The organism is Amycolatopsis sp. NPDC049252, assembly GCF_043197175.1.
GTDB lineage: Bacteria > Actinomycetota > Actinomycetes > Mycobacteriales > Pseudonocardiaceae > Amycolatopsis.
This window is the reverse complement of sequence record NZ_JBICSQ010000021.1, coordinates 29,337-41,586: the sequence shown is the minus strand read 5'-3', so window position 1 is coordinate 41,586 and position 12,250 is coordinate 29,337. Positions and strand designations below refer to the sequence as shown.

Here is a 12,250-nt window from a genome sequence, read left to right as displayed (position 1 = left end):
CAGGGGTCAGATCTGGTTCTCGCCGCCGTCGACGTACAGGTTGCTGCCGATGACGAAGCTGCTGTCCGGGGAGGCGAGGAACGCCACCGCCGCGGCGGCTTCGTCCGGCCGGCCCATCCGGCCGATCGCGATGTCGCCGGCCAGCTTCGCCATGAAGCCGTCCGCGTTCTCCGCGCCGACGAGCTCGGTGATCCCGTTGGTGTCGATCGGTCCCGGCGAGACGGCGTTGACGCGGATGCCGCGGCCGGTGAGCTCGTGGGCCCAGGTCCGCGCGAACGACCGGACGGCCGCCTTCGACGCCGCGTATAGCCCGAAGGCCGCGGTGCCGTTGTCGGCGGCGGTCGAGGCGTTCAGGATCACCGAAGCGCCGTCGTTGAGCAACGGCAACGCTTTCTGCACGGTGAGCAGCGTGCCCCAGACGTTGACGTCGAAGATCCGGTGGTACTCCTCCGCGGTGACGTCCTCGAGCGTCGAGAACAGGGCGGTGGCCGCGTTGGCGAACACCACGTCCAGGCCCTGGCCGCGGTCGCGGACCGCGTCGTAGAGCCGGTCGAGATCGGCGGGATCGGTGATGTCACCGGGGATCGCGGTGACGCCCTCGCCGATCACCTCGACGGCCTCGTCGAGCTCGGTCTTGCGCCGGCCGGTGATGAACACGTGCGCCCCCTCGGCGGCCAGCCGCGCGGCGGTGGCCCGGCCGATTCCCCGCGTGCCGCCACCGGTGACGACGGCGGTCTTGCCTTCCAGCTTTCCCATTCCCAGACCTCCAGAGACTTCAGCACCGTTCGGTACAGAATTCGACCGTAGCACTTCCGGACCGATCGGTACCGAAGGGGTAGGATGGGGCCATGGACGCAGCCGGGAAGACACCGATCGGCCGGCCGCGGGGGTTCGACGCCGACGCGGCCCTCGAGCGGGCCATGCTCGTCTTCTGGGAACAGGGTTACGAGGGCGCCAGCCTGAGTGACCTGACCGCCGCCATGGGCATCACGAAGACGAGCATGTACGCCGCCTTCGGCAACAAGGAAGACCTGTTCCGCAAGGCCCTCGAACGCTACGAGGAGGGCCCGGCCGCCTACGTCGCACGGGCGTTGCGGCAGCCGACCGCCCGCGAGGTGGCCACGGCGTTCCTCGCCGGTTCGGTCTCGACGAGCACCCGCCCCGGCTGCCCGTCCGGCTGCCTGGGCGTCCAGGGGTCACTGGCCGCGGGCGAGGCGGGGCGGACCGCGCGGGACACCCTGATTGCCTGGCGCGACGAAGGCCGCGCGCACCTGCACGACCGGTTCCGGCGGGCCGTCGACGAAGGCGACCTGCCGCCCGACGCCGATCCGGCGCTGCTCGCCCGCTACGTCATGACGGTGGCGAACGGCATCGCCGTCCAGGCCGCCGGTGGCGCCGGCCGCGACGAACTGCAGCAGGTCGCCGACGTCGCCCTCCGGAACTGGCCACCCGCCTGAGCGCCGCCGCCGATCGAGCGCGGATTCGGCGTTTGCTCGTTTTCGGCGGGCGGCACCTCCTACGCTCACTGGTGTGGACGGTATCGACAGTCTCCGGCACGCCATCGAGACGATCCCCATTCCCGGCGCCCCGCCCCGGCTGTCCCGGCAGGGCGCGGCCGTCGGGCTCGCCCTCCTCGACACCTCGTTGCGGCTCAACCACGTGCGCCGGCTGACCGAACGGCTGACCGTCGTCGAGCACGGGACGGCGCGGCGCAGCACCGAGGTCGACGTCAGCCTCAAGCTCCTCGACGAGGGGCAGCGCCACGCCACCGCGCAGCTGCAGGACCTCATCGGCCAGGAACACGGCGAGCGGGCCGCGTCGAGACCGGCACGGCAGCGCTCCCTGTGGGTGCCGCTGGCCCGCCTGCCGCGCCGCGACGTCTCCCCCATCGACGTGTTCGACAGCTCCGGCCAGAAACTGCCGCGGCTCACCCAGCACGAGGCGTCCCGGCTGGTCGCCTCCGGGCTCTACCGGCTGCTGCGCGGGATCCTCGCCAGCGACGAGAACGCGCAGACCGCCAAGCACGAGCTGAACACCTTCCTGTTCCAGGTGCACGAACCGCGCTGGCTGATCCAGCAGGCGCTGCTGACGCTGCTCACCGAACGGAACCACCCGGAGGAGGAGTTCGAGCTGGCGCCGGCCGAGGGCACGGTCGCCGGGTACGGCAGGCAGTGCCGGGACCTGGCGCTGGACATCCTCGCCGGCTGTTCCGAGCTGCTGGTCGAATACGCGTACCTGCTGAACGTCGCGGTCCGCGACTACATGCTGGTGGTGGCCCTGGACGACTCGGTCGAGGAACACCGGCTCAGCTACGAAACCCCACTGCACGTCGACGCGCGGCAGCCGGTGGCCAAGGAACAGTGGCGGCGGCTGGCCTCCAGCAGCCGCGGCTACGTCGTGACCTACGAGACCATGATCCCGGCGACGCTGAAGTCCTACCACCTGGTCGCCCGGACCGCGCCCGAAGCCGAGATCTCCCGGATGTACCTGTCCACCGACGCCGACCAGCACCAGGTGGACGGCCTGGCCGACGACCTCGTCTCGCTGGCCGAACGGCAGGACGCCGCCCCGCTGCAGGAGGCCGACGGCGCCCGGCACAAGATCCTGGAGCTGCAGGCGCAGAGCGTGCTGCGGCGGCTGGCGGACCTGGTGCGCCGCCGCAAGTGGGAGGCCGGCCAGTCCGGTGTGGAGCTTTCCCCGCGCAGCCTGCCGGCCTGCCACCGGCTGGCCGCCGCGGCCACGACGGGCGAGGCGGTGCGGACGGACTCGGGCGAGCTGGACAACTCGCTGCGGCGGCACCCGGAGTTCACGGCCGCGAACCTGCGCGAGGCCGCGCGGGAGCTCACCGAGCGGGAGTTCGGGCAGGACCTGGTGCTCGTCAACGGCATCGCCGACAACGAGGCGCGGGCGTACTGGCGCCGCTCCGGCGGCCGCGACGCGCGGGGCGACCACGTCCGGGTGCGCGCGACACTCGTGCTCAAGGACTCCACGAAGTCCGGTCCGCTCAACGTGACGTTCTACGCCCTGGCCGTCGCGGCGGTCTCGTTCGTGCTCGGCTGGCTGCTGGTGGGCAGCCCGTGGTTCTACGGCCGGGCCGCCACCCAGGAGCTCGGCCACATCGGCGACGGCCAGTCCGTGATCACGATGCTGCTGCTGTTGCCGGGTTTCCTCTACAGCCGGCTGTCACTGCCACCGCGCCGGACCGTGCTCGGGTACCTCGGCACGCTGCCGCAGGCGCTCGTGCAGCTGAGCATCGCGGCCATCGCCGGGTTCGCGGCCGCCGTCGCGACGCAGAGCCGGGGCGAGGTCGTGCAGGTCACGCTCACGATCGCCGTCGCGCTGCCGGTGCTCGCCGCGCTCGTGCTGTTCAGCCAGGCGTCGTGGCGGGAGTCGGCGATCCCGTTGTCCCGCATCGGGGCGCCGCGGTGGGCGGGCACCGGCGCCTGGGACCGCCGCAAGCCGCTGGAGGCCGACGTCCGGTTCGACTCGTCCGGGGGGTGGTGAGGATGCGCGGCCAGCGGATCTCCGTGCGGAACGTCGCCGACCTGGCCCGGGCCGGCTTCGAGATCGCGCGGCAGCCGGTGACCAAAGTGGACTTCGAGGTGCACCACGCGATGGCCCGCCACGGGTACCTGCGCGACCTCGTGGCCGCGGAGGCCGTCAGCACGGTCTTCCTGGAGACGCTGTGCTCGGCCACGAACGGCGCCGGCGTCGTGATCGGCACCCGCACCCGGAAGCCGCTGGACGGCACGGAAGTCGTCGAGCGGGTCGAGGGCCAGCAGCCGGCGGAACGCCCGCAGCAGCACCCGGGCGCCTGGACGTTCCACCAGACCACCTCTCCCAACCCGACGTTCATCTACGAGTCCGCGCAGACCTTCGAGGGCCTCATCGCGATCGACCCGGGGGCGCGCGAGGTGTGCGAGTGGCACGGCCTGGCGCTGCGCGACCTGGTGAAGGAGATCTCCGACGCCGCGTCCGCGCTCATCGACGCGCCGCTGCTGTCGTTGCAGAGCCCGGCGCAGCTGCCGACGATCGTCAAGACCCGCAACCACGATCTCCGCACCCGCAAGGAGGTCGCGCCGCCGTGCGCGTCGCTGGCGGTCCGGTTCTCGATCGCGGTGCGGGACGTGTCCGCGGCCGTGCGGTTCGAGCTGGCCGACCGGTTCCGGGAGCTGTGCGAGAAGCACCGGTACAGCTTCTGGCTCGCCGACACGCGCCCGGGCCACCGGCAGGGGAACTGGTTCGAGGTCTACCACGCCGACGGCGAGTTCTCCCCGCTGTACAAGGGCGACCTGCGGTCCCGTCAGCGGATCGGCACCTGCCTGCCGGTGACCTTCGTCGGGCCGGCGCGGATCGGCTCCACGCACGCGATCGCGTCGTTCCTGCAGCGCTACCCGCAGGTGGGGGTGGTCGGCTGCGCGGGCACGACGTTGTCGGACGTCGCGTTCGTCCACCTGCAGCTGTCGATCCACGGTGTGGCCGCCGACCGGCTGAACCGCATCCTGGGCAAGCTCCTCGGCGAGTCCTCGACCGCGGCCCGGCCGTACAAGCTGTTGCGAGAGCTGTTCAAACGGCTCGGCCTGCCACCGGACCCCGACGGGCCCGCCTCGTCCGCGCCGGATCCGACCGGCGACTACCAGACCTTCGCCGGCCCCGCGTTCGCCTACCGGCCCTACCAGATGCCCGACTGCATGGCGGTGTGGGTGTCGTGGGAGATCGCCCGCCAGCACGAGGGTCTCGCCGCCCCGCTGGACTCCCTGTACCGCGCGCTGGCCCAGGTCGCGCCCCGGGTTTCGCCGGACCACCCGGCGTCGGCGGGCGACCTGGCCACCGTCGAGTACCTCATCTGCCGCGCCACCGAGCAGTCGGTCATCCGGGGCAAGGCGAAGCTCGCCGTGCCGAAGACGGTGCTGCGCCAGTTCTCCTCGGGCGGCGTCGAACCGCCCGCGGCCAAGCTGTGCGCTTCGCTGGAGGAGGCGTGGAAGGCCCACGTGGACCAGTCCGGTGTGGACGGAGTGAGTGAACTGACGGTGGCGTGGCGCGAATCCTGGCTCGGCCACTGGACCTATTCGTGAACCGGCCTAGAGTGGGGGTCATGACCGAGTCGGAGGAGCTGGCCCGCGGATTGCGGGCCACGGCCAGGAACGCCGCCACCACGGCATTGCGCGAAGGGCTGGAAGACATCGACGCGCGGCACGGCCCGCGGGTCGCCGACGAGGTCGCCGCCCTGATCAACGTCGCCGAGGTGTACGCCGGCCTCGCCGACCGCGAGGTCCCGGCGCGCGGGGACGGCGATCGCGACGACGAGCCGTGGGGGTACCGGCCCCTCAGGTCGTAAGGGCCGGTTCACTTCTCCCAGACGTAGCTCAGGGACGGCGGGTGGTCGGAACCCTTGGTGACGCTCAGGTTTTGCTCCGGGTGCGCGGCGGCGTACCGGGTCATCTCGTCGTACATCCGATCGCGCATGTCCACGTCGCGCACCTCGATCGTGGCCCGCTGGCCGAGGTTCCCGGAGTCCACGTTCGGATCGTCGCGGATCGCCAGGTTCCAGAAGTGCTTCTTGTCGGTGCCGTCGGCGCCTTGGCCGTCGTTGGTGAAGTAGACCTCCTTGCTCGTCTTGTCGTAGATCTCCTGGGTCACCTTGATCTGGTCGTCGCCCTGGGCGGCGGAGAAGTAGCCGGAGTCGTCGCCGGCTTCGCCGGTGTAGAAGCCGACTTCGCCGCCGTACGCCTGGCCGAACCCGTAGCTGCCCTTCCACAGTTCCAGCCGGTACTGCTTGCCGGTCTCGGGGTCGGTGAACTCCATGTTGTCGCCGTCCGGGCTGCTGGTGTGGTCGAGGTGCGCGCCGATGACCGGCTCCAGCTTGTCGTAGAGGTCGTGCCAGCCGAGGTAGCTCTGCACCGAGTGCTCGCCGGTCGTGTAGTAACCGCCGTCCTCGACGTACTTGAAGCCGAAGTAGTCGTAGACCTTCTGCGCGACTTCGGGGTTCTGCATGATCTTGTCCCAGTCGCCGTGCAGCAGCGCCCAGTCGAGTTCGGGGTGCTTCGCGATCAGCGCGGCGAGGCCCGGGATCTCCTTGAGGATGATCGCGCCGATCTCGGCGAGGTTCCGCTTCTCCGAACCCGCGAGTTCCCAGACCGCGCCGGTCTTGGTGCGCAGCTTCACGCCTTCGGCGAGCAGGACGGCGTCGTAGGTGGTGACCACCCGCTGCAGGTCGGCCAGCAGGATCAGCGCCTTGGCCTTGACGAGCTTGTCCTCCGCCCAGGCCAGCACGATGTTTCCGTTGCCGTGCCCGTGGTCGTTCCACACGCCGTCGAGCTTCGTCTGCAGGGCCTTCGCCTCTTCGCGTTTGCTCCGGCCTTCCTGCTGGGCGTGCGCCAGGGCGTCACGGACCACCTCGAACGACCGCGCCGACTCTTCGAGGTCTTCGGCCTGCTCGTCGCGGTTCTTCTTGAAGTCCTCCAGCGAAGACAGCGCCCGTTCGCCGGCCCCGCCGTGCCAGCCCTCGCTGAGCTCGACGCGGACACTCTCCAGCAGGGACTTGGCGTCCTTGACGGATTCTCTGGTCGCCCGGCAGGCCCGGGCCCGGTCGTCCAGCTCGGTGGGGCTGCCCTGGTCCAGCTGGTCGGCGAGCTCGTAGATCCGGTCGAACACCGCCGTCACCGATCGATCTTCGCGAAGCCGCCGTCCAGCGACTTCAGGAAGGTGTCGCGGGCTTCGTCATCGGTCGCGTCGTAGCTCTTCGCGGCGAGGTTGATGCTTTCGACCAGAGCCTCGACCTGCTGCTGCGCGGCCTCGAGGTCTTCCTTCCGGGTCAGGAGCCAGACTTCGTAGTCACCCGCGTAGCCGGCCGCCCGGTCCGTGCCCCCGACGTTCGGCGACCCGCCGGTGGAAAGAGACGGCGGCGTCCCGTTGCCGAGCTTGGCCGCCGCCTTGCTGATGTTCTCGACCTCGACCTCGAAACCCACTGACGCTTCCTCCCGCACCGACGAGCCGTGTGACATCCGACTGGCGAAATGTAACAACCCGGTAGGTGCCGGAACGTCCGTTTCCGGAAGACCGGCCCGAGGGAGAACGCGCGGGCCGGCCGTCCGGTTTACCCCGGGAAGTCGGCGGACGCGCTGACCGAGGCCCACTTCTCGGTCTCGGCGCTGCGGTGCGCGGCCGACTCCAGTGCACTCCGGACGGCGTCGGCGCCCAGCACCAGCCGGCGCGGCAGGTCGTCCGCGGCCAGTACGTCCAGGATCACCCGCGCGGCACGCACCGGGTCGCCGGGCTGGACGCCGTCGTTCGCGGCGCGGTAGCGGTTGATCGCGCCGACCGTCTCTTCGTAGTCCGGGCCGGCCGGGTGCAGGGTCATCGACGAGCCCTGCCAGTCGGTGCGGAACGCACCCGGTTCGACGATGACGACCCGCACGCCGAACGGCTCGACTTCGCTCGCCAGGACCTCGGAAAAGCCCTCCACGGCGAACTTCGCGGTCTGGTACGCCCCCATGCCCGGGGTGCCGCCGACGCGGCCGCCGATCGAGGAGAACTGCAGGAACACGCCCGACCGCTGCCGCCGCAGCACCGGCAGCGCCGCCCGGGTCACGTTCACCACCCCGAACAGGTTCGTCTCGACCTGGGCGCGGAAGTCGTCCTCGGCCATCTCCTCGATCGGCGCGCTGTTCGCGTAGCCGGCGTTGTTCACCACGACGTCCAGCCGCCCGAAAGCCGTCACGGACGCCTCGACCGCAGCTTGTGCCGCGGCCGAGTCGGTGACGTCGAGGGCCACCGCGCGCACCCGGTCACCGAACCGGTCGACGAGATCCTGGAGCTGTTCCGGCCGCCGGGCCGTCGCGACGACCTGGTCACCGGCGGCGGCGACCGCCTCGGCCAGGCTGCGCCCGAACCCACGGGACGCCCCGGTGATCAGCCACGTCTTGGCCATCTGCCCACTCCTTCAGTAAATGCCACATCGTTGTGACACTTACAAGGCTGAAGGGCAGCGCTTTAGTCCCGCGGCGACTGTGACGGCGAGCACGGGCAAACGTCCCGAGGTGGCCTTGGGGCGCCGAGGAGGAGCGGAGCGGGAGTCAGCCGACCAGGCGGGGGAACAGCTCGCGCAGCCCGCGCCGGAGGTCGTCCAGCGCCCCTTCCGCGCCGACCAGGTGGCGTAGCAGGGCCTGCTGGAACAGGCCGTCGAACAGGGCGTACGCCTCGGACGGGGAGCACGTCGGCTCGGCGCCGGCCAGCTCGGCGTAGCCGCGGACGTTGCGCCAGATCATCTCCTGCAGGCTGTCGTCGATCTCGGCGACGTCGTCGCGGAACGCGGCCTCGAACAGGGACTGGGTGCGCAGGTCGTACCACAGGCGGTGCATCAGCGGGGCGTCGCCGAGGGCGGCGGCCAGCCCGTCGGCACACGCGGTGGCGAGCTCGCCGGCCGTCGCCGCCTCGCCGACGCCGCCCTCGTAGCGCTGCACGCAAGCGGCCTTGTAGCGCCGCACGCAGTAGGTGATCAGCTCGACCTTGTCGGCGAAGTAGTAGTGCAGCAGCCCGTGCGAGAACTTGGTGTGCTCCGCGATCGTCCGCAGGCTGGTGCGGGCGTACCCGAGGTCGGCCAGCGCGAGGAGGGCCGCGTCGGCGAGCTCCCGACGGCGCTCCTCGAACTTGTCGACGCCGTTCCGGCGCCTCACGGCGGCTGCGCTGGTCACCGGCCGAAGATACCAGTAAGCGGTTCTCTGACCAATCGTCCAAGAAAATCTTGACATTCGTCCAAATGGCGGCCAAGGTCGTGTCCAGCGATCGACGGAGCTCGGGAGGGACGACGATGTCTCTGTACCTCTACCTGGAAAAAGGCGCCTCCCTGAACCCGGACGCGCCCTGTCTGACCCTCGACGGGAACTCCGTTTCCTACGACCAGGTGGTCGAGCTCGCCGGGGCCGTCGCCCGCGCGCTGCGGCACTCCGGCGTGCAGCCGGGCGACAAGGTCGGCATCCTCTCGGCCAACGACCCGACCGCCTTCACCTGCGTCTTCGGCATCGCCCGCGCCGGTGCGGTGTGGTGCCCGATCAACCCGCGCAACGCGGCAGGCGAGAACGCCGAGCTCCTGGACCTCTTCGACTGCACCACGTTGATCTTCCAGCCGGGTTTCGAGGACCTCCTCCGCCAGATCGTCCCCCGGCTGCCGAAGCTGACCACCCTGGTCCGGCTCGGCGACGGCGACGGCTTCGCCCCGGGCTTCGGCGACTGGCTCGACGCCGCCCGCGACGATCCGCCGGCCGAAGCCCCGCAACCCGACGACGTCGTCGCGCTGGTCGGCACCGGCGGCACCACGGGCCGCCCCAAGGGCGTCATGCTCACCGACCGCAACCTCGAGGTCATGTCGGCGATCACGCTGATGAGCTACCCCTTCGACGGCCGGCCGGTGTACCTGGCCCTGGCCCCGCTGACGCACGCGGCCGGCGTCCTGTGCTTCCCGATCCTCGCCCGCGGCGGCGAGGTCGTGATCATGGCCAAGCCCGACGTCGGCCGGTTCCTGGAACTCGTCGAGCGCCACCGGGTCACGCACACGTTCCTGCCCCCGACGCTGATCTACATGGTGCTCGGCCACGAGGCGCTCGACCGCACGGATCTGTCGTCCCTGCAGTGCTTCTGGTACGGCGCGGCGCCGATGTCGACGGCCCGGCTGACCGAAGCCCTCGAGCGCATCGGGCCGATGGCCCAGCTCTTCGGCCAGTCCGAAGCCCCGATGATGATCTCGACGATGGCGCCCGCCGAGCACCGCCGCCCCGACGGCACCGTCCACACGGGACGGCTGTCCTCGGCCGGCCGGCCCTCGCCGCTGGTCACCGTGGCGATCCTCGACGACGCCGGAAAGCCTGTGCCCCAAGGAGAACGCGGCGAGATCTGCGTGCGCGGCTCGCTCGTGATGGCCGGTTACTACCACAACCCGGAGGCCACGGCGGAGTCCTCGGCCCACGGCTGGCACCACACCGGCGACATCGGGTTCCTCGACGACGAGGGGTACCTGCACATCGTCGACCGCGCCAAGGACATGGTCATCACCGGCGGCTTCAACGTCTACTCCGCCGAGGTCGAACAGGCCGTGATGGCCCACGACGCCGTCCGCGACTGCGCCGTGATCGGCCTGCCCGACGACAAGTGGGGCGAACGCGTCACCGCCGTCGTCCAGCTCCAGCCCGGCGCCGAGCTCGACCCGGGTGAGCTGATCGCGTTCGTCAAGGCCCGCATCGGCAGCGTCAAGGCGCCGAAGCAGATCGAGATCTGGCCGGAGCTGCCGCGCTCCACCGTCGGCAAAGTCCTCAAAGCCGACATCCGTTCCACCTTCACCGAACGCAGCAAGGAGGCTGTCCGACCATGAAACTCGCGCTCTACCTGCCGAACTTCCGGGACAAAGTGACCGTGCGGGAACTCGAGGACCTCACCGCCCTCGCCGAGGACCTCGACTTCGACTCCGTCTGGACGCTCGACCGGATCATCGTGCCGGAGGCCTCGGACCGCGGGGAAATGCAGTACCCCTTCGGGATGCTGGACGAAATGGGCAAGCAGCTCCCGGTGAGCTCGCGCGGCGAGTTCCTGCAGGGCATGCCGCTGCTCCCCTGGCTCGCCGCGAAGACCTCGAAGGTCCGGATCGGCATGAGCATCATCGACACGCCGTACCGGTCCCCCGGCGTCCTCGCCGCGGAGCTGGCCACCATCGACCACCTCTCGGGCGGACGGCTCAACGTCGCCGTCGGCTCCGGCTGGATGCCGGAGGAGTTCGCGGCCGCCAGCGCCGCGCACATCTTTCCCAAGCGGCACAAGCACGTTCGCGAAACCCTGGAGATCATGCAGGGCATCTGGACCAACGAGGTCTTCGAGTACCACGGCGAGTTCGCCGACTTCGAGCCGGCCGGATTCGGGGCCAAGCCGGTGCAGAAGCCGCACCCGCCGATCTTCTTCAGCGGCCTCAAGGACCCGAAGCGCTCGGCGAGCCGCATCGCCAAGTACCACCTGTCCGGCTGGATCGGCATCCAGGACTCGCCCGAGGACATCCAGCGGTGGCGCACCGAGATCCAGCGTGAGCTCGACGAGCTCGACACCCGGCGGTCGGTCGACGACCTCGAGATCTCCAGCATGATCTGGTTCGTCATCACCGACCAGGACATGGACCAGAGCCCCCGGGGCAAGGGCACCAACCTGCTCGTGGGGTCGGCCGCGCAGATCACCGACCAGCTCAAGCGCTACAAGGAAGCCGGGCTGACGATGCCCTTCCTGTGGCCGCCGTTCCAGGACGTGCCGGTGGCGAAGACGCTCGACGACCTGAAGCGGCTCAAGGAAGAAATCCTGCCCAAGATCGACGCGATGTGAGAGGAACAGGAATGTCCGAACTCGAAGGAAAGCGGGTCTTCGTCACCGGGTCCGGTGCCGGGATCGGCAAGGCCATCGCGAAGCTGTTCACCGAACGCGGCGCCCGGGTCGTGGTCAGCGACCTCAACGCCCTCTCGGCCAAGCAGGCGGCCGAGGAGATCGGCGCGGCCGGCGTCGCCAACTGCGACGTCACCGACGAAACCCAGGTCCAGACCGCGATCCAGCAGGCGGTCGAGATCCTCGGCGGCCTCGACGTCCTGGTCAACAACGCCGGGATCGAGGTGTCCTCGCCGCTGCTGCAGCAGTCCACCGAAAGCTTCGACCGGATCTTCGCGGTCAACGTGCGCGGCACGTTCGTGACGATGAAGGCGGCGACCCCGCACCTGGTGGAGTCCCAGGGCAACATCGTCAACATCTCGTCGATCGCCGGCGTCGGCGGCAGCCCGCTGCTCGGGTCCTACTGCGCGACCAAGGCCGCGGTCATCCAGCTCACCCGGGTCGCCGCGGTGGAGATGCGGCCGGCCGGGATCCGGGTCAACGCGGTCTGCCCGGGCTTCGCCGACACGGCCATGGTCGAGCGGCTCGTGCCCGACTTCGAGGCGGCGACCCAGGTCCCGTTCGGCGACCTCGTCGCCGCGAAGCAGGGCCGGCTCGGCACCCCGCAGGACATCGCCGAGGTGGCGGCCTTCCTCGCGTCCGACCGGGCGAGCTGGGTGACGGGCAGCCACTACGTCCTCGACGGCGGCCTGACCGCGTCGCTGGTGTGAGTTCCGGCCGGCGGGCCCGTCACGAGGCGGGGCCCCCCGGCCCCCCCCCCCCCCCGGCCGGCGGCGAGGCGGTGCACCCCACCGACCCCCGCCCCCCCCGCGGGGGGAAGGCCACGCCCCCCCCGCGGGCC

General features: G+C 70.6%; 12 protein-coding genes. 7 read left to right on the top strand and 5 right to left on the bottom strand.

Features of this window, described 5'->3' with window-relative positions:
- Window positions 1-6 precede the first annotated feature (6 nt).
- Window positions 7-756 (bottom strand): SDR family NAD(P)-dependent oxidoreductase, encoded by a 750-nt coding sequence (locus ACGFMK_RS23065; RefSeq protein WP_392766616.1) that lies wholly within the window; start codon window positions 754-756, stop codon window positions 7-9.
- Between the two features lie 92 nt (window positions 757-848).
- On the opposite strand from ACGFMK_RS23065, the gene ACGFMK_RS23060 reads away from it, so the two are divergent.
- From ACGFMK_RS23060 to ACGFMK_RS23045, 4 genes are all read left to right on the top strand, one after another.
- The gene (locus ACGFMK_RS23060; protein ID WP_392766613.1) at window positions 849-1,457 is read left to right on the top strand and encodes a TetR/AcrR family transcriptional regulator; all 609 of its coding nucleotides are present in this window, start codon (window positions 849-851) and stop codon (window positions 1,455-1,457) included.
- A 73-nt stretch (window positions 1,458-1,530) separates the two neighbouring features.
- Window positions 1,531-3,504 carry a hypothetical protein gene (locus tag ACGFMK_RS23055; protein WP_392766610.1) on the top strand — a complete coding sequence of 658 codons (1,974 nt, stop codon included), beginning with the start codon at window positions 1,531-1,533 and terminating at the stop codon, window positions 3,502-3,504.
- 2 nt (window positions 3,505-3,506) lie between these two features.
- Complete coding sequence (locus ACGFMK_RS23050) at window positions 3,507-5,075, top strand: hypothetical protein (RefSeq protein WP_392766607.1); 1,569 nt, start codon at window positions 3,507-3,509, stop codon at window positions 5,073-5,075.
- A 20-nt stretch (window positions 5,076-5,095) separates the two neighbouring features.
- The gene (locus ACGFMK_RS23045; protein WP_392766604.1) at window positions 5,096-5,338 is read left to right on the top strand and encodes a hypothetical protein; all 243 of its coding nucleotides are present in this window, start codon (window positions 5,096-5,098) and stop codon (window positions 5,336-5,338) included.
- 8 nt (window positions 5,339-5,346) lie between these two features.
- Here the strand turns inward: ACGFMK_RS23045 and ACGFMK_RS23040 are convergent, their stop codons facing one another.
- From ACGFMK_RS23040 to ACGFMK_RS23025, 4 genes are all read right to left on the bottom strand, one after another.
- Window positions 5,347-6,663: a DUF4474 domain-containing protein gene (locus ACGFMK_RS23040; protein ID WP_392766602.1), complete on the bottom strand. Its 1,317-nt coding sequence runs from the start codon at window positions 6,661-6,663 to the stop codon at window positions 5,347-5,349.
- Window positions 6,660-6,968: a hypothetical protein gene (locus ACGFMK_RS23035; RefSeq protein ID WP_392766600.1), complete on the bottom strand. Its 309-nt coding sequence runs from the start codon at window positions 6,966-6,968 to the stop codon at window positions 6,660-6,662. Before ACGFMK_RS23035 ends, ACGFMK_RS23040 begins: the two co-directional genes overlap by 4 nt.
- Before the next feature lie 128 nt (window positions 6,969-7,096).
- Window positions 7,097-7,930 carry an oxidoreductase gene (locus ACGFMK_RS23030; protein WP_392766597.1) on the bottom strand — a complete coding sequence of 278 codons (834 nt, stop codon included), beginning with the start codon at window positions 7,928-7,930 and terminating at the stop codon, window positions 7,097-7,099.
- Window positions 7,931-8,075: 145 nt separating this feature from the next.
- On the bottom strand, window positions 8,076-8,693 hold the full coding sequence (locus tag ACGFMK_RS23025; RefSeq protein WP_392766594.1) for a TetR family transcriptional regulator: 618 nt from the start codon (window positions 8,691-8,693) through the stop codon (window positions 8,076-8,078).
- A 116-nt stretch (window positions 8,694-8,809) separates the two neighbouring features.
- Here ACGFMK_RS23025 and ACGFMK_RS23020 point away from each other — a divergent pair, with 116 nt between their 5' ends.
- From ACGFMK_RS23020 to ACGFMK_RS23010, 3 genes are read left to right on the top strand one after another with little or no spacing between them, the layout of a single operon-like run.
- Window positions 8,810-10,363: a long-chain fatty acid--CoA ligase gene (locus ACGFMK_RS23020; protein WP_392766591.1), complete on the top strand. Its 1,554-nt coding sequence runs from the start codon at window positions 8,810-8,812 to the stop codon at window positions 10,361-10,363.
- Window positions 10,360-11,352 carry an LLM class flavin-dependent oxidoreductase gene (locus tag ACGFMK_RS23015; protein ID WP_392766589.1) on the top strand — a complete coding sequence of 331 codons (993 nt, stop codon included), beginning with the start codon at window positions 10,360-10,362 and terminating at the stop codon, window positions 11,350-11,352. The genes ACGFMK_RS23020 and ACGFMK_RS23015 overlap by 4 nt, the downstream gene beginning before the upstream one ends.
- 11 nt (window positions 11,353-11,363) lie before the next feature.
- Window positions 11,364-12,119, top strand: coding sequence for an SDR family NAD(P)-dependent oxidoreductase (locus tag ACGFMK_RS23010; RefSeq protein WP_392766586.1), 756 nt, complete (start codon window positions 11,364-11,366; stop codon window positions 12,117-12,119).
- The last annotated feature ends 131 nt before the right edge of the window (window positions 12,120-12,250 follow it).